This window comes from Flavobacterium sp., from assembly GCF_034111225.1.
In the GTDB taxonomy this organism is placed as follows: Bacteria; Bacteroidota; Bacteroidia; order Flavobacteriales; family Flavobacteriaceae; genus Flavobacterium.
Genome location: NZ_JAWUXR010000016.1, coordinates 1 through 19,575 on the forward strand (window position 1 = coordinate 1; position 19,575 = coordinate 19,575).

20 protein-coding genes and 1 tRNA gene are annotated in these 19,575 nt (G+C 31.9%); 7 read left to right on the forward strand and 14 right to left on the reverse strand.

Annotated elements, in window-relative coordinates:
• On the forward strand, window positions 1-549 hold a 549-nt coding region (locus tag UXY25_RS11150; RefSeq protein WP_320816100.1), incomplete at its 5' end, for an adenosylhomocysteinase.
• A gap of 146 nt (window positions 550-695) precedes the next feature.
• Complete coding sequence (locus UXY25_RS11155; RefSeq protein ID WP_320816101.1) at window positions 696-1,796, forward strand: DUF4407 domain-containing protein; 1,101 nt, start codon at window positions 696-698, stop codon at window positions 1,794-1,796.
• Between the two features lie 51 nt (window positions 1,797-1,847).
• Here UXY25_RS11155 and UXY25_RS11160 read toward each other — a convergent pair whose 3' ends face one another.
• From UXY25_RS11160 to ruvC, 6 genes are all read right to left on the reverse strand, one after another.
• Window positions 1,848-2,522, reverse strand: a complete 675-nt coding sequence (locus UXY25_RS11160; protein WP_320816102.1) for a PH domain-containing protein — start codon at window positions 2,520-2,522, stop codon at window positions 1,848-1,850.
• 114 nt (window positions 2,523-2,636) lie between these two features.
• Window positions 2,637-3,578 (reverse strand): zinc metalloprotease, encoded by a 942-nt coding sequence (locus tag UXY25_RS11165; protein WP_320816103.1) that lies wholly within the window; start codon window positions 3,576-3,578, stop codon window positions 2,637-2,639.
• Between the two features lie 203 nt (window positions 3,579-3,781).
• On the reverse strand, window positions 3,782-4,138 hold the full coding sequence (locus tag UXY25_RS11170) for an MmcQ/YjbR family DNA-binding protein (RefSeq protein ID WP_320816104.1): 357 nt from the start codon (window positions 4,136-4,138) through the stop codon (window positions 3,782-3,784).
• A gap of 12 nt (window positions 4,139-4,150) precedes the next feature.
• The gene (locus tag UXY25_RS11175; RefSeq protein ID WP_320816105.1) at window positions 4,151-4,948 is read right to left on the reverse strand and encodes a cyclase family protein; all 798 of its coding nucleotides are present in this window, start codon (window positions 4,946-4,948) and stop codon (window positions 4,151-4,153) included.
• Between the two features lie 11 nt (window positions 4,949-4,959).
• Window positions 4,960-6,093 (reverse strand): radical SAM family heme chaperone HemW, encoded by a 1,134-nt coding sequence (gene hemW, locus UXY25_RS11180; RefSeq protein WP_320816106.1) that lies wholly within the window; start codon window positions 6,091-6,093, stop codon window positions 4,960-4,962.
• Window positions 6,094-6,095: 2 nt separating this feature from the next.
• Entirely contained in the window at window positions 6,096-6,650 is a 555-nt protein-coding gene (ruvC, locus tag UXY25_RS11185) for a crossover junction endodeoxyribonuclease RuvC (protein ID WP_320816107.1), read from the reverse strand.
• 74 nt (window positions 6,651-6,724) lie between these two features.
• Between ruvC and UXY25_RS11190 the strand changes: the two genes are divergently transcribed.
• Together UXY25_RS11190 and UXY25_RS11195 are read left to right on the forward strand one after the other, a co-directional pair.
• A complete protein-coding gene (locus UXY25_RS11190) occupies window positions 6,725-7,588 on the forward strand; it encodes a hypothetical protein (protein WP_320816108.1) in 864 nt (287 codons plus the stop codon).
• Window positions 7,585-8,685 (forward strand): glycosyltransferase family 2 protein, encoded by a 1,101-nt coding sequence (locus tag UXY25_RS11195; protein ID WP_320816109.1) that lies wholly within the window; start codon window positions 7,585-7,587, stop codon window positions 8,683-8,685. Before UXY25_RS11190 ends, UXY25_RS11195 begins: the two co-directional genes overlap by 4 nt.
• Window position 8,686: 1 nt before the next feature.
• Here UXY25_RS11195 and UXY25_RS11200 read toward each other — a convergent pair whose 3' ends face one another.
• Window positions 8,687-9,166, reverse strand: a complete 480-nt coding sequence (locus UXY25_RS11200) for a hypothetical protein (protein ID WP_320816110.1) — start codon at window positions 9,164-9,166, stop codon at window positions 8,687-8,689.
• A gap of 58 nt (window positions 9,167-9,224) precedes the next feature.
• Here UXY25_RS11200 and UXY25_RS11205 point away from each other — a divergent pair, with 58 nt between their 5' ends.
• Window positions 9,225-9,722, forward strand: a complete 498-nt coding sequence (locus UXY25_RS11205; RefSeq protein ID WP_320816111.1) for a DUF456 domain-containing protein — start codon at window positions 9,225-9,227, stop codon at window positions 9,720-9,722.
• A 16-nt stretch (window positions 9,723-9,738) separates the two neighbouring features.
• Here the strand turns inward: UXY25_RS11205 and UXY25_RS11210 are convergent, their stop codons facing one another.
• From UXY25_RS11210 to UXY25_RS11240, 7 genes are all read right to left on the reverse strand, one after another.
• On the reverse strand, window positions 9,739-10,281 hold the full coding sequence (locus UXY25_RS11210) for a hypothetical protein (protein ID WP_320816112.1): 543 nt from the start codon (window positions 10,279-10,281) through the stop codon (window positions 9,739-9,741).
• A 264-nt stretch (window positions 10,282-10,545) separates the two neighbouring features.
• Window positions 10,546-10,619, reverse strand: a tRNA-Asp gene (locus tag UXY25_RS11215).
• 86 nt (window positions 10,620-10,705) lie between these two features.
• Window positions 10,706-11,632, reverse strand: coding sequence for a DUF58 domain-containing protein (locus UXY25_RS11220; protein ID WP_320816113.1), 927 nt, complete (start codon window positions 11,630-11,632; stop codon window positions 10,706-10,708).
• A 221-nt stretch (window positions 11,633-11,853) separates the two neighbouring features.
• A complete protein-coding gene (gene trxA / locus UXY25_RS11225; protein WP_320816114.1) occupies window positions 11,854-12,171 on the reverse strand; it encodes a thioredoxin in 318 nt (105 codons plus the stop codon).
• A gap of 112 nt (window positions 12,172-12,283) precedes the next feature.
• Window positions 12,284-12,859 (reverse strand): peroxiredoxin-like family protein, encoded by a 576-nt coding sequence (locus UXY25_RS11230; RefSeq protein WP_320816115.1) that lies wholly within the window; start codon window positions 12,857-12,859, stop codon window positions 12,284-12,286.
• 66 nt (window positions 12,860-12,925) lie between these two features.
• Window positions 12,926-17,437 (reverse strand): DNA polymerase III subunit alpha, encoded by a 4,512-nt coding sequence (gene dnaE / locus UXY25_RS11235; RefSeq protein ID WP_320816116.1) that lies wholly within the window; start codon window positions 17,435-17,437, stop codon window positions 12,926-12,928.
• Window positions 17,438-17,593: 156 nt separating this feature from the next.
• A complete protein-coding gene (locus UXY25_RS11240; protein WP_320816117.1) occupies window positions 17,594-18,298 on the reverse strand; it encodes a DUF6252 family protein in 705 nt (234 codons plus the stop codon).
• Window positions 18,299-18,468: 170 nt separating this feature from the next.
• Here UXY25_RS11240 and UXY25_RS11245 point away from each other — a divergent pair, with 170 nt between their 5' ends.
• Together UXY25_RS11245 and rimM are read left to right on the forward strand one after the other, a co-directional pair.
• Window positions 18,469-19,023 (forward strand): 30S ribosomal protein S16, encoded by a 555-nt coding sequence (locus tag UXY25_RS11245; RefSeq protein WP_320816118.1) that lies wholly within the window; start codon window positions 18,469-18,471, stop codon window positions 19,021-19,023.
• Window positions 19,024-19,040: 17 nt separating this feature from the next.
• Window positions 19,041-19,568: a ribosome maturation factor RimM gene (rimM, locus tag UXY25_RS11250; RefSeq protein ID WP_320816119.1), complete on the forward strand. Its 528-nt coding sequence runs from the start codon at window positions 19,041-19,043 to the stop codon at window positions 19,566-19,568.
• Window positions 19,569-19,575 lie beyond the last annotated feature (7 nt).

Sequence of the window (19,575 nt, forward strand, 5' to 3'; positions counted from 1 at the left end):
GCATTGCAAGCTGCAATGGATGGTTTTGAAGTTAAGAAATTAGAGACTGTTGTTGCAAACTCAGATATTATTATTACTACAACAGGAAATAAAGATATTGTGCGTGGAGAGCATTTTAAAGCAATGAAAGACAAAGTAATTGTTGCCAATATTGGTCACTTTGATAATGAAATTGATGTTCCTTATTTAAATGCAACCAGCGAAAAAGTTGAAATCAAGCCACAAGTAGATAAATATAATATCAACGGAAAAGATATTATCTTATTAGCAGAAGGACGTTTGGTAAATCTAGGTTGTGCAACGGGGCATCCAAGTTTTGTAATGTCTAACTCATTTACAAACCAGACTTTGGCGCAAATGGAACTTTGGAACAATGCAAAAGCATACGGAAACGAAGTGTATATGTTACCAAAACATTTAGATGAAAAAGTAGCTGCTTTACACTTAGCTAAATTAGGAGTTGAATTAGAAGTTTTACGTGACGACCAAGCGAAATATATTGGCGTTCCAGTTGAAGGTCCATTCAAACCAGAATATTACAGATACTAGTCTGAAGTTATAATTCAGAAATTAGAATACCAAAACCCTTGCAGAAATTGCAAGGGTTTTTTTATGCTTAAAATTTTAATTACCAATATTTTAACAACAAATTAAAACATTTCACGTTAAATTTGTACATATCAAAATCAATCATCATGTTAAAAAAATTCTTCATTCTTTGTTCTGGAGCAGATAAGAATCTCATCAATTCTTGTTCCAATGGCGAACAAAATAAGTACGCTGGTATTGGCGCAACCGTTTTCTTTACCGCCGTAATGGCATTTATTGCCGCTAGTTATGCTCTTTTTACGGTTTTTGACAATGCTTATATAGCAATGGCATTCGGACTCGTTTGGGGTTTACTTATTTTTAATTTAGACCGATTTATTGTTTCTACCATTAAAAAAAGAGATTCTTTTTGGAGTGAGTTTAAACAAGCAACTCCTCGAATTCTCTTAGCAGTTATTATTGCAATCGTAATTTCAAAACCATTGGAAATTAAAATCTTCGAAAAAGAAATCAATACGGTATTATTGAAAGAGAAAAACCAAATGGCTTTGAACAACAAAAAAGAAATTGCCAATTACTTTCAATCGGATGTTGATAAAAACAAAACACAAATTGACAGTTTAAAATCGGATATTACCAAAAAAGAAAAAGAAGTAAACGACTTATATTCGGTTTATATCACCGAAGCCGAAGGGACAGCAGGAACTAAAAAACTAGGAAAAGGTCCGGTTTACAAAGAAAAAAGAGAAAAACATGATGCCAGTTTACAAGATTTAGCCTTGTTAAAAACTATTAATCAAGCTAAAATTGCCGAATTGGAAACGAAAGCTAAATCACTACAAACTGATTTAGACAAAAAAATTACAGAAACACAGCCAATAATCGACGGATTTGACGGTTTAATGGCTCGTATTAACGCTTTAAATAAATTACCATTACTTCCTTCTTTATTTATAATGCTGCTGTTTTTAGCTATTGAAACTTCTCCTATTATTGCTAAATTATTATCTCCGAAAGGAGAGTTTGATTTCAAACAAGAAGATGCGGAAATGTCCGTTTTAAATATGCTTACCCAAAACAAATACCAAAGTGAATTGCAGCGGAAAACCGATGCGGAAATTTACGACAAAGTATATGCAGACATAAAAGACGATAAAGAACTTTATAATTATAAAAAGAAACGCACCATTGAATTGCTGGAACTTCAAGCTGATGGCTTTGTAGAAAAACAAAAGAATTCATTGTAAACAAAAAAAGCGATAAGTTTACCTTATCGCTTTTTTTATATTTAAATGAAATTACATTCTACTTAAAACTTCTTTTTTCAAAGCATCATATTCTGCTTGTAAAATAAGTCCGTTGTCTAATAGTTTCTTGTAATTTTGAAGCTTTTCAAACAACTCTTCTTGTGAAAGATTGTTGCCTAATTTCTCAACTTCAGAATTTACAGGTGCAATTTCTGCAAAATTTGTAATTTCTTCAGCAACCATCTCTTCTACTGATTCAATGATTTCTACTGATTCATCAGTAATATTTAATGGAACAACTGCATCTACTACTGGAATAGATTGCAATGGATTTTTCAACAAATCCAATTGTTCTTTTGCAAAAGTATATAACTTTCTTGCTTGATTTTTTGGCAAATAATCTATTGTATGCGTTAGGTCAGTTTTAGTAGAAAAAGTAAAATCTGAACCTAAAATTCCTTCTTTCACAAAAGAACCTGCAATATCGTCCCAATCATAATCTACAAATTCCATTGAAAAACCTAAATTTTTAGGCTTACAAAGAATAATTCTTTTGTTGGTAACCACTACACTATCAGGAAAAATGGTTACAGCGGGTTTTTTTTGAACCGCAATATAACCTACTTCTTCATTAGACATTATTAAGTTTTCCAATTTTGAAGCAATTTTTTCTATTGCTTTTGGATCTTGGTCTTCGTTTAAAATATTTTTTAAATTTTCAAGCATGATTAACATTTATTTCTTTTACAAAAGTACTATCAAAATTGATAAGTTAGCTACTTTTTTTAATAGAAAAAGCCGTTTAATAAATTAAACGGCTTAAAGTGTTTTTTATAATAATTATCTAAATGAAGCTCTTGGCCCTGTTGAACCAAAAACGGCTGCCATTCTTGATGCTTGACCGCTAGAGAACATGTACATTCCTCTATCATCCGTATAATCCATATAGTTCATATACATTTCTAATGGAGTCCCTGAACAAGTACTTCTATGACCTACTGCAGGTACACCATAATTAGCTGCATTATGAGAAGGCGTATCAGTAACTAAATCATTTCCACAAGTAGCATCACCCCAAATATGACGTAAATTCATCCAGTGACCAACTTCATGTGTTGCTGTTCTACCTAAGTTAAAAGGATAAACAACAGTTCCTGTTGTACCAGTATACTTTGAATCAATTGCTACACCATCTGTTGCAGAAGCACCTCCAGGAAATTGAGCATATCCTAATATTCCACCACCTATTGTACAAACCCAATAGTTTAATTTTGTTGTTGGTGAAGTAGGATTAATACCCCCTTGAGTAGATTTCTTCATAGCATCTGTAGTTCCCCATGATGTTTTAGTTGTTGATTTTCTATAAATAGCATCTAAAACAAATCTAATATTTAAACCTCCTCTTACACTATTGTATGGATTACTTGAATTATAATCAGAATTTGTTGCTGTAAAATCTTTATTTAAAACATCTATTTGTGATTGTAATTGTGCTTGAGTAATATTTTCTGCACTTGTTCTATATAACACATTAAATACAACTGGAATTTCCAAAACTCCGTTTACAATCCTACCCTGTTGTATGAATTTCTCAGCTTCAATTTCAAAATTAGCCATTCTTTCTGCTAATTTAGGATCATCTGATAATTGTCTCTCCAAAACTTCATGAGAAGCACAACCTCTATGTGCTCCAGAATTTTGAGTTGCTGCTGACGTCGATTCGTCGTTACTACAAGAAAAAAGCATTGCTAACGTGAATGCTGATAAAATAAGTTTTTTCATAAATAAAGTAGTTATAGTTTTTTGATACAGCAATACTATGGCGAAAATTTTAATGTTTTTTCAAAAAAATTCACTAACTACCTATTGATTATTAATTATTTTTGTTATATAATTGCAAAAACCGTATTTATTTTTCATTTTTAATGAAATAAATAACATCTATTAAGATAAATTAACATTTAATTATTAATAAATACTTGTGCTTACAAAGATTCTTTAATTTTTTTACTTAAAGAACTAAAAACCAACCCATAAGAATCATTAATTAAGTCAGTTATCATTTTACTCGGAAGTTCTTCGTTTAGATAAACGCTATTCCAATGTGTTTTACTCATATGATAACCTGGTTTTATAGCTTCATATTGTTCTCGAAGTTCAATTGCTCTTTCGGGATTACATTTTAAATTTAAAAATGGATTTCCTTCTTCAAATTTTTTCAAAGAAGCTAAACAAAACATTTTTCCGCCAACTTTAAAAACCAATGTATCTTCATCAAACGGAAAATGCTCGGTTACTCCTTTTTTGGAATGGCAAAATTCGTAAAGCTGTTGAATATTCATTATTTATTGTAATTATTTTATCTTATACAAAACTGGTTTACTTGGACTCGCATCATTTTCAAATGAAGCAATTTGTAAGTTTAAGAAATAACTTCCGTCAAGAATTGTATCGTTTACATAAATCATTTCAGTAATGGTACAATTCATTCGAGCATCTGCATTTAATACGTTTACATTTTTTACATTCCAAAATGCTTTGTGTGCCAATAAAAAACCTCCATCGTGCTCTTTATCTACACTTGGCAAGTCAATTAATAAATGTTGCACACCGATTTCCCTTATATAAGCTGCCGCTGCTATATCTAGATATGGCGGATTTGTATGCGAATAATTTATGTGTTTTTTCTTTTCTAAATTAGGTAAAGTTCTAATAATAATAGCTTCAGGATAATGATTTTGATTGTGTGATTTCTCCTCCGTCGAAATGACAAAAAAAGATTCAATTTGTTCTTTTGTAATGACTAAGTCTTCTCCAATCGTTTTTGGTTCAACCGAAATAACTTCAGCAGTAAAGAAAAACTGTTTTAAACATTGATTGATGCTGTAAAAATCTTTAGTAATATGGCCTAAACATTCAGTATGTGTTCCGTGTGCATGCGGATTGAAGAAAATATTATTAAAATTAGTGGAAGACTTTCCTTCTGAAACTTTTCCTATCCAATCACCCTCTTTTACAGGTTCTATAATTGGTGTACTTTGATACCAAGCAATTGGGTTTTGCTCATTATTAGTTAATGGAATTGAAATATCTAAAGGTTTAGATAAATCTAATTCAAAAGTTATATTGTTATGTTGAATTGCAGTTTTCAATTGGATTGATTTTAATCCAAATTTACTAAAAATAAGTCTGATGCAATTCCATCACAAAGAAACTTTCCTTTTTTGGTTGCTCGAAGCACATTTTCTTCAATAATAAGTAGCTCGTCTTCTAAAAAACGCTTTGCTTCTTTAAGAGAATGATTTAGATAGAACTCTCCAAATTCATTTTCTATTCTTTCTAACGAAACGCCCCAAATGGTTCGCAAACCAGTCATAATATATTCGTTATAACGGTCTGTAATCGTAAGTTTTTCAGTTTCAATTGGAACTTTATTTTCTTGAATAGACTTAATATAAAGTGAATTATTAGAAATATTCCAACCTCTATTTATGCCATCGTAACTGTGTGCTGAAGGTCCAATTCCTATGTATTTTTTACCCAACCAATAAGCCGAATTGTTTTTCGAAAAATATTCAGGTTTTCCAAAGTTTGATAATTCGTAATGTACAAATCCGTTTTCTTGTAAAGAATCAACTAAAATATGAAATTGCTCTTGAGTTACTTCATCATCAGGTTGTTTGATAATTCCTTTTTTAATGAATTTATCTAAAGCTGTTTTTGGCTCGACTGTAAGTGCATAACTGGAAATGTGATTGATTCCAAAAGAAAGTGCTTTATCTATATTTTGTTTCCATTTCTCGTTACTCGAACCTGGAATTCCGTAGATTAAATCCAAAGAAATATTATCGAAATATTGTGTGGCAATTTCCAAGCAATTTAAAGCTTCTTCTGAATTGTGTGCACGATTCATCATCTTCAAATCGTCTTCAAAAAAAGATTGAATACCAATTGAAAGTCGGTTTACTTTGCTCTTTGATAATTCAATGATTCGTTCTTCGGTCAAATCATCAGGGTTTGCTTCTACTGTAATTTCTGGATTTTCTACAACTTTATAATTTTTATATACTTCATCAATCAAAAACCTTAAATCTTCAGTTGATAAGATACTTGGCGTTCCACCACCAAAATAAATAGTTTCTACTTCTTCATTTTGAGATTCACTTTTACGCAAGCTAATTTCTTTGGCCAAAGCCAAAACCATTTCGTCTTTCTTCTTTAAGGAAGTAGAGAAATGAAAGTCGCAATAATGACATGCTTGTTTACAAAACGGTATGTGAATGTAGATTCCTGACAAAACTATTTTTTTACTCGTGATTCATTGTTTTTTACGAAAGCATCCCAACCCGAATAGCTTTTTTCGCCAACCACTTTTCCTGAGTTGAAGAAATGACAAACTGCTGCCGCTAATCCGTCAGTTGAATCAAGATTTTTGGGCAATGTTTTCAATCCTAATAATTGTTGAAGCATTTTGGCAACTTGCTCTTTACTGGCATTTCCGTTTCCGGTAATGGCCATTTTTATTTTCTTAGGTTCGTATTCTGTAATAGGAATATCTCTAGACAATCCTGCAGCCATAGCAACTCCTTGCGCCCTTCCTAACTTCAACATCGATTGTACATTTTTGCCAAAAAAAGGTGCTTCAATAGCAATTTCATCTGGATGATGCGTATCGATGAGTTCAATTGTGCGTTCAAAAATATGTTTTAATTTTTGATAATGATTGTCGAGTTTATTTAACTGCAGTTCATTTAGCTGAATAAACTCCATTTTTTTATTCACGACTTTTATCAAACCAAAACCCATTATGGTTGTTCCTGGATCTATTCCTAATATGATGCGTTCGTTTGCCAAATTTTCTTTTCTTTGTAGTAATGATTTCGATTCCTCACAAAGCTAAACAATTCCTGTTACTTATAATCAAACTTTTGATTGTAAGTATTGCTTTGTTTTATATTTACCATCAACTACAAGGCGATAAAAAAATCAATTGGAGTATTATTTCGAGTTATTTATCAGTACAATCGGCCATCATTTTAATTGGATTTTCAGCTGTAAATTGGGTATTAGAGATTTTTAAATGGAAACATTTAGTTTCTTACTTTAAAGAAATTTCTTTTTTTGAAGCTACTAAACAAAGTTTAGGTTCGCTGACTGCTTCTATTTTTACGCCTAATCGAATTGGCGAATATGGCGCTAAAGTTTTATATTTTCCAAAGGAAAACAGAAAGCAGGTTGTTTTACTAAATTTCATTGGAAACAGCAGTCAAATGCTTGTTACAACGTTTTTTGGAGTTATTGGAGTTTCATTAATTGGGCTGAACTTTCAAGTTTCAAATTGGGTTATTTTTGGATTTTTTATAGCTGCATTTTTGATTCTTTTCCTTTTTAAGAAGGTTGAAATCTACGGGTTTTCCATTCAAAAATTAGTCCAAAAAATTGCTTCCTTCTCATTTGCATTTCACAGAAAAAATATTTGGTTTTCAATAATGCGTTATTTGGTTTTCTCTTGTCAATTCTTCTTTTTACTATTGACTTTTGACATTGAAATTGCACTTGAAATCGCTTTTGGAACTATTTTTACAATGTATTTATTAGCATCGATTGTTCCAAGTATTCACTTAATGGACGTTGCTATAAAAGGAAGTGTTGCTGTATATCTATTTAGCCTTCTAGGTGTTGAAAGTTGGAAAATAATTGCAATTACTTCTTTAATGTGGCTTTATAATTTGGTGCTACCTGTTTTAGTTGGAAGTTATTTTGTTTTACGCTTTAAACCTCAAAAACCATGATTGTAATTCTATTCACAATCTTAATAATTTATGTGCTTTTTATAAGTGCACTCATTTTTGGTTTTAGCAAAAAAACTAAAAATGAAGCAAATGCCTTAAAGCCTAAAACTACTTTTTCTATTGTAGTTCCTTTTCGAAATGAAGCAGAAAATTTACCCAAATTATTGCATTCTATTTCACAATTGAATTATCCTAGAGCCCTTTTTGAAGTTATTTTAGTGGATGATGAATCGTATGAAGAATTCAGAATTCAGAATTTAGAATTCAGGATTCAGGTTATAAAAAATATTCGTAAAAGCAATTCGCCAAAAAAAGACGCGATTGAAACTGCAATTAAAGTTGCTGAAAATGATTGGATAATCACTACTGATGCCGATTGTTTAGTTCAAAAAAACTGGTTGCTTTCTATTGACAATTATATTCAAAATGCAAATGTGAAAATGATTGCGGCTGGCGTAACTTATTTACCCAAAAATGGCTTTTTACATGCTTTTCAAACCGTAGACTTTATGAGTTTACAAGGCGCAACTGTTGGGAGTTTTGGAATTGGAAAACCGTTTATGTGTAATGGAGCAAATTTTGCTTATTCGAAATCATTTTTCCAAGAATTAAATGGTTTTAATGGAAATGAAAACATAGCAAGTGGCGACGATGTTTTCTTATTACAAAAAGCGGTTTTAAAAGCACCAAAGTCGGTTGGGTTTTTATATGATTCTAAAAGTATAGTTGCAACACAAACTGTAAACACTTGGAAAGAACTTTTTATGCAACGCGTCCGTTGGGCTGCAAAAAGCACAGGTTATACTTCTGTTTTTGGAAAAGCACTTGCCTTACTTGTTTTTGCTACAAATTTATGTTGGATTCTTGTTTTTACGCTTTGGCTCATTGGAAAACTAGACCAAAACTATTTTATGCTTTTTATAGGAAGTAAATTTTTGATTGATTTGATACTTCTTCAAAAAACGGCTCACTTTTTTAAAACCAAACTGAGTTGGATATTAGCAAGTTCGTTTTTGTATCCTATTTTTAGTTCTTCAGTTGCTTTGTATTCACTTTTTGGAAAGTATGAATGGAAAGACAGAACGTTCAATAAATAAATTACTCCGTAACTTTAATTATTACAGGAACTATAAATTGTGTTTTTACTTTAATTCCTCTTTTAATTGCTGGCTCAACACGTGGAAAATCAGCTAATCTATTCTTTAGAATACTGTCAATTTTTACAAAATCGTATGTAATGCTGTCTTTTGGTTGTTGGGCTTCAAATTTAAGTGTCGAATCGGCATTAATAGTAACTTTAACATCAATAGTATCTGCTTTTGGGTACATCATTTGAATAGTATCAATTCCTATTCGTTCTTGAATAATTTGAACTAAATTTTCAAAAAAACATTGTTTTTGAAAATCTTTATCTTGAATAGTGTCGCATTTAAAAATACTTGGATATTGATCTACTTCAGACCAATTGATTTTATTCAATTCTTCTTGTAACAATACATTTTCATCTGGTGCTTGCGCATCAAAATATTGACAAGAAACCACAAGAAAAACAAAAAATAAACTTAGCTTTTTATACATTTAATTTTGAATAACAATTAAATTTGTAAACATTCATTGCCAAAAATAGAAATAATTTATGGAATACTTTTTATTAATAACCGGTTTTTGCTTTATGATTATTGGCATACTTGGTAGTTTTTTACCTGTTTTACCGGGACCGCCTATCAGTTGGGTTGGGTTATTACTTTTATACCTTACAAAAGGAATAGAAATAAATTATTGGGTTTTAGGCATAACACTTTTTATAGCATTGTTTGTAGCCGTTTTAGATTATATTATTCCTGCCAAAGGCACAAAACGATTTGGCGGAAGTACATACGGTATTTGGGGAACCAATATTGGTTTAATAATAGGTTTGTTTTTTCCGCCAATAGGATTTATTATTGGAGCTTTTGTTGGCGCACTTATAGGAGAACTTATTTACGACAAGAAAGACCAAAACAGAGCTCTAAAAGCCGCAACGGGTTCGTTTTTAGGATTCCTCGCCGGAACTTTTATAAAACTTGTGGTTTGCTTTGCGTATTTAGGCTTGTTTATAAGTTTGGTTTGGGAAAATTGGAATGTTTGGTTTTAAGAATAGTATCTTATAATCACCAATTCTTTCCACCTAAGATAATTATTTGCTCATTGCAATTTGGGAAACACAATGATTTATTCTTACTTCTCTTTCTTGAGTTCATTTTATAAAACTTATATAAACAATTTATATCTATTTCTCCAATGACTTCAGAGTATCCAATAAAATCAGTAACCTCAATTTTCTTCAAATCTTGAAAAAACTCATCAATATCTAGATAATCAAAACCAGCAAGACGATAAAATATCTTATTTTTTTTATTATATGACAAATAATAATTACAATGACCGAATGAAATTTTTTCAGAATCATCATCAAATCTGTATGGTTGTTCAAAAGTTATTTTAAGAAAAATAAAATTTTTATATTCTGATTTAAGATATATGATTTTTTGATTTTCGACATCATTACTTATTAATTCTTTTGCAGAAACTCCATATCTACTTACTGTTAGTAATTTTGCCTTAAATTCTATGTCAACAGAATCTATCTCTTTTTGTTGAGCAAAAGAAGTAAGTGTTATTAAAAAAAATAAAAGCGCTAATTTATTTGTCATAATTTATATTGTATTCTTAAAAACAAAAATAAGATAGAAATGTAAAAAAGAGTTGTAAATAGAAATATTTATTTTTTGAAAAGTGTATAAAATCAAAAAAGCCATCCAAATCCTGATAATTCAGAATATTTGGAAAGCTTTTCATTGGTCTAACTACTAAACCTGCTACGAGTTACAAAGTCGCAGCGTAAACAACACAACTGTTTTTGATACTTTTATGGGGCAAAAAAGCACCTCATTTCTGAAGTGCTTTCCCCAATCTTGCGGTCTGGACGGGACTCGAACCCGCGACCCCCTGCGTGACAGGCAGGTATTCTAACCAGCTGAACTACCAGACCGTTGCTTGATTGCGAGTGCAAATATAGGACGGAATTTTAATATTCCAAACCTTTTCTTAAAAAAATTTCATCTTTTTTTTAGCTAATTAGCCAAACCTTTGTTTTTCAACTAAATATGTGGTCATAATTTTTTGAAAATTTTCTCCAACCGCAACAGGAACGTACTGAATTTTATATTGCATGCAGTTGTTTTCTATTTTCTTGAAGAAAGAGTCTACTTCTTTTTCATAATTTTCTTTGGTTTGCTCTGTATACAGATTTATTGTTTCTCCGGTTTCTAGATCAATAAACTTTCTAGGAGTGCCATCGTATTCTAATTTAAGCTCTGATTTTTCATCATAAACATGAAATACAATTACTTTATGTTTGTTGTGCTTTAAATGCTGTAATGCTTTAAAAATTTCCTCTTCATTTGTGTTTTGAAACATATCTGTAAACAAAACTACCATAGAACGACGATGCATTTTTTCGGCAATTTCATGCAAATAAGCAACCGTATCTGTATTTTTTGATTGTTTTGTGTCCTCTAAAACCGACTCTAGCTTGTCTAAAAGCATACGATGATGACGTTCGCTTCCTTTTTCGGGTGCATAATATTCATATTCGTCGGAATAAACACTTAGACCAACAGCGTCACGTTGTTTTTTAAGCAAATTCATTAAAACTGCAGAAGCCAACACCGAAAACCCTATTTTGCTTTCGTAAAAGCCTTGATTTGACTTTAAAACAGGATAATGCATCGAAGAAGAGTTGTCGATAATTAAATGACAACGCATATTAGTTTCTTCCTCATAGCGCTTTGTATAAAGTCGGTCTGTTTTTGCAAATAATTTCCAATCAATATGCTTGGTGCTTTCGCCTGGATTGTAAATTTTATGTTCAGCAAACTCAGCAGAGAAACCATGAAACGGACTTTTATGCATTCCCGAAATAAAACCCTCAACTACTTGCTTCGCCAAGAGCTCAAGATGCTTGAAACTGGATATTTTTTCTAATTGATTTTCAATCTTCATCTCTCAAATGTATTAAAAAAAAATTGGATTTTTAGATTTTTAGACAATAGACAAATGTTTTTCCCAACAGCCCTGATAGAGCGCTTATCCTTGTGAAGTAAAGCGAAACAAGATAATAGCGAAAGCAGGAATTACGCTTACAAGAAATACTAAAACTTTCGCTTCATAAAAAAAGCCCAACTTTCGCTGGGCTTCATTTTCTTTTTCAATTTGATGCTTTATTACAATAATGCGTCGATAGCATCTGTATATGTTTTCTTTGGAGCAACTCCAACTTGACGACCTACTACTTCTCCGTTTTGGAAAATTAATACTGTAGGAATGTTTCTTACGCCGTATTTTGCAGCAAATTCTTGGTTTGCATCTACGTCTACTTTTCCTACTACTGCTTTTCCTTCGTAATCTGCAGAAACCTCATCGATAACCGGCCCAACCATTCTACATGGTCCACACCAAGCTGCCCAAAAATCTACTACTACTGGTTTATCTGATTTTAACACTACTTCTTCAAAAGTAGCATCTGTTATTGCTAATGCCATATTTTTTATGTTTTAATTTTATTAATTTCTGATAACAAAAGTAACTAAATATTTTTTAGAAACCTTAATACAAGAATTGCTTTTGCTTATAGCTCTATTTTAAAAAATGATATTAAAGCGATTTTAAAACAGCTAATAAAACATCTCCTTTTAAACGCGTCCCGTAATTTGGATTGATGTACATGAATTCTATTTCACGATTGTTATTTAACACATAAACAGTAGGGACAGGAAGAAATCCTGGATTTTTACCTTCTGAATATTTATCTAATTTTGGTTTTTCTTTTTCAAATGCAATTCCAATAGCTTGAGCAAAAACTCCTTCGCTATCTGAATATAACTTATATTTTAATTCTTTTTTATCCAAAGTCTGTTTTAAGAAACTTGGTGCATCTGGGCTAATTGCAATAACTTGATAGCCTAATGCAATAATGTCTTTCTCAATTTCTTGCATATCGGCTAATTGCGAATTACAATAAGGACACCAACCACCACGATACACAACAAGAACTGTTTTTTTATCAAGAATGTCTTTTGTTTTTACTTCTTTTCCATTTGCATCATGTAAAATGACATTTGGAATTTTTTCTCCAATTAATAACGGACTTACATTTTCTGCTTTATCTGCTATTTGCGCAAATGAAACAGCAGAAAATAAAAAGATTACGATTTTAAAAATATTTTTCATGTTTGTTTATTTTATTTGATACAAAGTTCAATAATTAAGCCACAACAGATTGTTAGCTACATTACATTAATTCAACTTAAAGTTAATTTGCATGCTTTCTAACTCTTGAAGTAATTCATTTGAAATTTTAATTTTCAACTTTCTGCTTGGCATTACCAGTTTCGTTACTACTTGTATTTCTTCTACTTCAGTTTCAACAACTGCGGTTTCAGTAGATTCGTCTTCATTGATTGAAGCTTCATCTTCTTCGCTTTCTACAACCACTTCAGTTGCAACCATTCTTTTTACTTTTTGAAGTTCCATTACTTCCATAGTAACTTGATTATCTCCTTTTGCTCTAGAAAATAAATCTTGAAGTGCGTGAATTAAATTATCATTTAAATCGGCTATGTTAAATTGTAGTATTAATTTTTTAGCAAAAGTGGTTAGCACATCTTGCAAATACTGCACTGCAAGAAACTGCATTCTAGGGTCTCCCTTTTTACCTTCAGCATTTGTCCAACCTTCTTTTACAACTAATTTTATAAAAGTGAAATTATTTTGAATAAGAAAATGTCGGAATTTCAAATACTCTTCTCCAAATATTCTAAAATCGTAACTCTCATCATAACCTTCTAAAGTAAACATTGCCCAACCTTTACCGTTTTTAGAAACCCTGTGCTCTATTTTTGTAATGATTCCACCAATACTCACATTCTTACCGACTAAAGTATTTAAGTCTTTTAGATATTCTAGCTTAGTACCGCAGAAATATTTCATTTCATATTTATAATCATCTAATGGATGTCCCGAAATATAAATACCTACTACTTCTTTTTCCTTGGCTAATTTTTCCATAGTGTTCCACTCTTCACAAGGCGGAACAATTGGTTCTGGGATTTGCACTTCGGAAGCGTCTCCAAACAAACTTACTTGTGACGAATTTTCGTTTTCTTGAAACTTAGCTCCGTACTTAACTGCTTTTTCTAAGAAAGTAATTCCATCTCCTTCATCATGGAAATATTGCGCTCTATGTGTTTCACCAAAACCATCAAATCCTCCTGCCAAAGCCAAACTTTCAAAAGCTTTTTTATTGGCTGCACGTAAGTCAATCTTTTTGGCAACATCAAAAATAGATTTGTATTTTCCTTCTTTTCTATTCTCTACAATAGTATCAACCGCATTGGCTCCAACGCCTTTAATTGCTCCCATCCCAAAACGAACCGCATACTCATCATTAACCGTAAACTTATAGTACGACTCATTTACATCTGGTCCAAGAACCTGTAATCCCATTCGCTTACATTCTTCCATAAAGAACGAAACTTGTTTAATATCGTTCATGTTATTAGAAAGCACTGCGGCCATATATTCGGCGGGAAAATGCGCTTTTAAATAAGCCGTTTGATATGCAATCCAAGCATAACAAGTAGAATGTGACTTATTAAAGGCGTAACTCGCAAAGGCTTCCCAATCTTTCCAAATTTTCTCTAAGATAACTGCGTCATGCCCTTTTGCTTCAGCTTGCTCAATAAACTTAGGCTTCATTTTATCTAGAACGTCTTTCTGTTTTTTACCCATTGCTTTACGCAAAACATCGGCATCACCTTTAGAAAAATCAGCTAATGATTGAGACAAAAGCATCACTTGCTCTTGGTAAACTGTAATTCCGTAGGTTTCTCCTAAATATTCCTCACAAGCGTCTAAATCGTATTTTATTTCTTCTTCTCCATTTTTACGTTTTACAAATGAAGGTATATATTCTATTGGCCCTGGTCGATATAAGGCATTCATTGCAATTAAATCGCCAAAAACCGTTGGTTTTAAATCTTTTAAATATTTCTGCATTCCTGGTGATTCGTATTGAAAAATACCAACCGTTTCTCCTCTTTGGAATAACTCATACGTTTTAGCATCATCAATAGGAAAAGTATCTGGATCTAAATCAATATTATTTCTGTACTTAACTAGCTTAACTGTGTCTTTAATTAAGGTTAATGTTTTAAGACCTAAGAAGTCCATTTTCAATAAACCTGCACTTTCAGCAACTGAATTGTCAAATTGAGTAAGGTATAAGTCAGAATCTTTTGCGGTTGTAACCGGAACGAAATTGGTAATATCTGAAGGCGTAATAATTACACCACAGGCATGAACACCCGTGTTTCGCAACGAACCTTCTAATATTTTCGCTTGTTGAATAGTTTCTCCTGCTAAATCTTCGCCATTTGCAATTGCAATTAATTCTTGTACTTTTTCAAATTCTTCTGAACGCAATGCTTTTTTAATTGTCACTTCATCTTCTGCAATAAAACGAGCTAAATTCCATTTCGATGGCATCATAGCCGGAATTAACTTCGCAATTCTATCTGCTTCAAATAAAGGTAAATCTAATACACGCGCTGTATCTCGAATAGCCGATTTAGTTGCCATTTTACCATAAGTAATAATTTGCGCCACTTGATTAGCACCATACTTATTAATTACATAATCCATAACACGACCACGACCTTCATCATCAAAATCGATGTCGATATCGGGCATGGAAACACGGTCTGGATTTAAGAAACGCTCAAAAAGCAAGTCATACTTAATAGGATCAATATTGGTGATTTTTAAGCAATACGCTACTACAGAACCTGCTGCAGAACCACGACCTGGCCCAACAGAAACGTCCATTTTTCGAGCTTCGGCAATGAAATCTTGTACAATTAGGAAGTATCCTGGATAACCTGAATTGGAAATGGTTAACAATTCAAAGTCAACTCGTTCTTGAATTTCTGGCGTTATTTCACCGTATCGTAATTTTGCTCCTTCGTAAGTTAAATGTTTTAAATACGCATTCTCTCCTCTTACTCCGCTATCATTTTCATCTTCAGGATTCAAAAACTCTTCAGGAATTTCATATTTAGGAAGTAAAACATCCCTGTAAAGAGAATAAATTTCGACTTTATCAACAATTTCTTGAATGTTCGTTATTGCATCGGGTAAATCAGAAAAAAGTTTTTTCATGTCTTCTTGCGATTTGAAAAAATATTCTTGATTTGGCAATCCATAACGATATCCTCTACCTCTACCTATTGGTGTAGCTTGTTTTTCACCATCTTTTACACATAATAAAATATCATGTGCATTAGCGTCTTCTTTATTTACATAGTACGTATTATTAGTAGCAACTAATTTTACATTGTGTTTTTGAGAAAATTCAATTAAGGTTTTATTGACACGGTTTTCATCTTCTTGATTGTGTCGCATAATTTCGAGATAAAAATCATCTCCAAATTGCTCTTTCCACCAAACTAAAGCTTCCTCTGCTTGGTTTTCCCCTAAATTTAGAATTTTACTTGGAATCTCTCCGTATAAATTTCCAGACAAAACCATAATATTTTCTTTATACTTTTCAACGACATCTCTATCAATTCTAGGTACATAGTAAAAACCTTTTGTAAAGGCAATAGAAGACATTTTAGCTAAATTATGATAGCCTTTTTTATTTTTTGCCAATAAAACAACTTGATAACCGTTGTCTTTTTTGGTCTTATCTAAATGATTTTCACAAATATTATATTCACATCCAACAATAGGTTTTATTTCAGTTTCAGTTGGTTCTTCCCCATTTTCCACTGCAGCTTCCATTTTCGCTTTTGCTGTTTTATTGTAATTCATTACTGCACTCACGAAATGGAAAGCTCCCATCATGTTTGCAGTATCAGTCATTGCAACCGCATTCATATTATTTTTGGCTGTAGCTGAAACTAAATCAGAAATTCCAATGGTAGATTGAAGTACTGAAAATTGTGTGTGATTATGCAAATGCGCAAACTTTGCTTTATTTAAACCCTTTTTATCGGCATCTGAGATGGTAGTTTGAACATTATCTTGCTCAACCTTTTGCAACTGTTTTCTAATTTGCTCAGAAGCAGCTTTTAAGTTGATATGTTTTAAACCTATAAGTTGAATTCCTTTTGGATTATGCTCTTTAAATCGTGTAAAATAATCTGAAGAGGCAGCAAGCTCTTCTTTTGTAAAGACTTCACGATTGATTAATTCCAAGAAACAACGAGTTGTAGCCTCTACATCGGCAGTTGCATTATGCGCTTCCGAAAAAGGGACATTAAATAAATACTGGTGTAATTCTGTTAATGTTGGAAGTTTAAATTTTCCTCCTCTACCACCTGGAAGTTTCAGTAAAGAAGCGGTAACTTCTGTACACGTATCTAAAACCGGCATTTTTGACATTGTAGAACCTACATTCATCCTATGAAATTCACAGCCTATAATATTGACATCAAAACCTAAATTTTGACCAACAATGAACTTCGTCTTAGATAAAGCTATATTGAATTTTTCAAGAACTTCGCTTAAAGAAATTCCTTGCTCCATTGCTAATTCAGTAGAAATGCCGTGAATACGCTCGGCATCATACGGAATATTAAAACCTTCTGGCTTAACCAAATAATCTTGATGCTCGATAAGGTTACCCATGTCGTCATGTAACTGCCATGCAATTTGAATACAACGAGGCCAATTGTCTGTATCCGTTATAGGAGCTGACCAACTACGAGGCAATCCGGTTGTTTCGGTATCAAAAATTAAATACATTGAATTGATTATTAAGCGTTAAGCAATAAAAGAGTTGAAAATTTCAACAAAACAAAAATACATTATAAAAAAATGAAGCACAATTTTAGTTATCAACAGAAAACAAAAAAGCCGTTTTGAAAAAATCAAAACGGCTTTTTAAAAATTTTTTTTTAACTATAAACCTGCTTCGCTCAATTTGTAAAAAACTCCACTAGAAAAAGTAATAACTTCCCCTGAACTACTTACAGCGTTAAACTTAAACGAACCTGTGTATTTTCCATTCTCAACCTCTTCAATAACGATTTCTCCATTACTTTGTTGAGTATTTAAAATTCTAACTGTTGCATTATTATTACCTCCAACAACACTAACTATATCGCCAGCAACATAACCATCTCCTCGTGAAACTATAGAAACACTAGTTATATTTCCACTAGTAGCATTTGTTAAAATTGCAAGTTTCAAACCTGATCCTGAACCAGTAACAGGAGTTGTTTGAGAATTATTTGAATTAGAATAACCAGTTCCTGAATTCACAATATTAGAAATTTTATAAGCTGGACCTTCATAAAGAGAAGTGTCATGACTTGAAAAAATTCCTTGCCCATCAAAATCATAAGAAACATAATTATCTTGATTAGTAGTTCCTAAAACATAAGTTCCTGGATTTGCAGAAGAAGTTCTCAGCACAACAGTTTCATATTGAGTATATGCTGTAATGACAAACCTTCCTTGATCATCTAAAGAAACTCTGGCATCCAAGGCCCTCCAAGTAGCATCGTTGAATTTTGCTTGAAATGCTGGATTATTAGTTTGTACATCGTTTGTACAAGCTGAAAAGATTAATCCTGTAAGGAACAAATAAATTATATTTTTCATTTTTTTTAGTTTTCTTAAATTCAATTAACAAAAATAATTTTTTTAAACTAAATACAATACAATTAGATGAAAAATATTTTAAAAATACTTTTATAAAGTAAATATAAATATTGTATCTTTGCGGCCTTAATTAACTGAGGTCGTGAACCTCAAAATTTAATCATTAGATTATGTCAGTAAAAATTAGATTACAAAGACACGGTAAAAAAGGAAAACCTTTTTACTGGATCGTAGCAGCTGATGCGCGTTCAAAAAGAGATGGTAAATTTCTAGACAAAATAGGAACTTATAATCCAAACACAAACCCTGCAACTATTGACTTAAATGTTGATAGCGCTGTTCAATGGTTACACAATGGTGCTCAACCAACTGATACAGCTAAAGCTATTCTTTCTTACAAAGGTGCTTTATTAAAACATCATTTAGATGGTGGAGTAAGAAAAGGAGCTTTAACACAAGATCAAGCAGATGCTAAATTTGCTAAATGGGTTGAAGAAAAAGCTGGAAAAGTTGACTCTAAAAAAGACGGTTTAAGCAAAGCGCAAGCTGACGCAAGAACTAAAGCTTTAAAAGCAGAGCAAGTAGCAAACGACAAACGTAGTGCTGCACAAGCTGAAGCTTTAAAAGTTGAAGAAACTGTAGAAGAAGTTACTGAAGAAGTTGTTGAAACAGCTACAGAAGAAGCTCCAGCAGTTGAAGAAAACAACGAAGAAACAGAAGCTTAATTTAAAAATTGTGATTGATGCATAAAGATGAATGTTTCTATTTAGGCAAAATTGCAAAGAAATTTAGTTTCAAGGGAGAAGTACTAGCATTCCTAGATACTGACGAACCCGAAATTTATGAAAATTTGGAATCAGTTTTTGTTGAATTAAACAAAACACTGGTTCCATTTTTTATTATAAAAAGTCATATTCACAAAAGTAAATTTCTAAGAATTAAATTTGAAGACTTTACTTGTGAAGAAGATGCAGATGCAATTATGAATTGCCATCTGTACTTGCCTCTCTCATTCTTACCTAAACTTGAAGGTAATAAGTTTTACTATCATGAAATTGAAGGCTTTAAAGTTGAAGACACTCGCTTAGGCGATATTGGTGTTATTCAACGCATTAACGACAGTAATGCACAGCCTCTTTTTGAAATATTAAAAGGAAAAACGGAAATACTAGTTCCTTTAATAGATCATTTCATTGTTGAAATTGACAGAGAAAACAAAATCATCCACCTTAATACACCAGTAGGACTAGTTGATTTGTATTTAAGATAATTTTAAA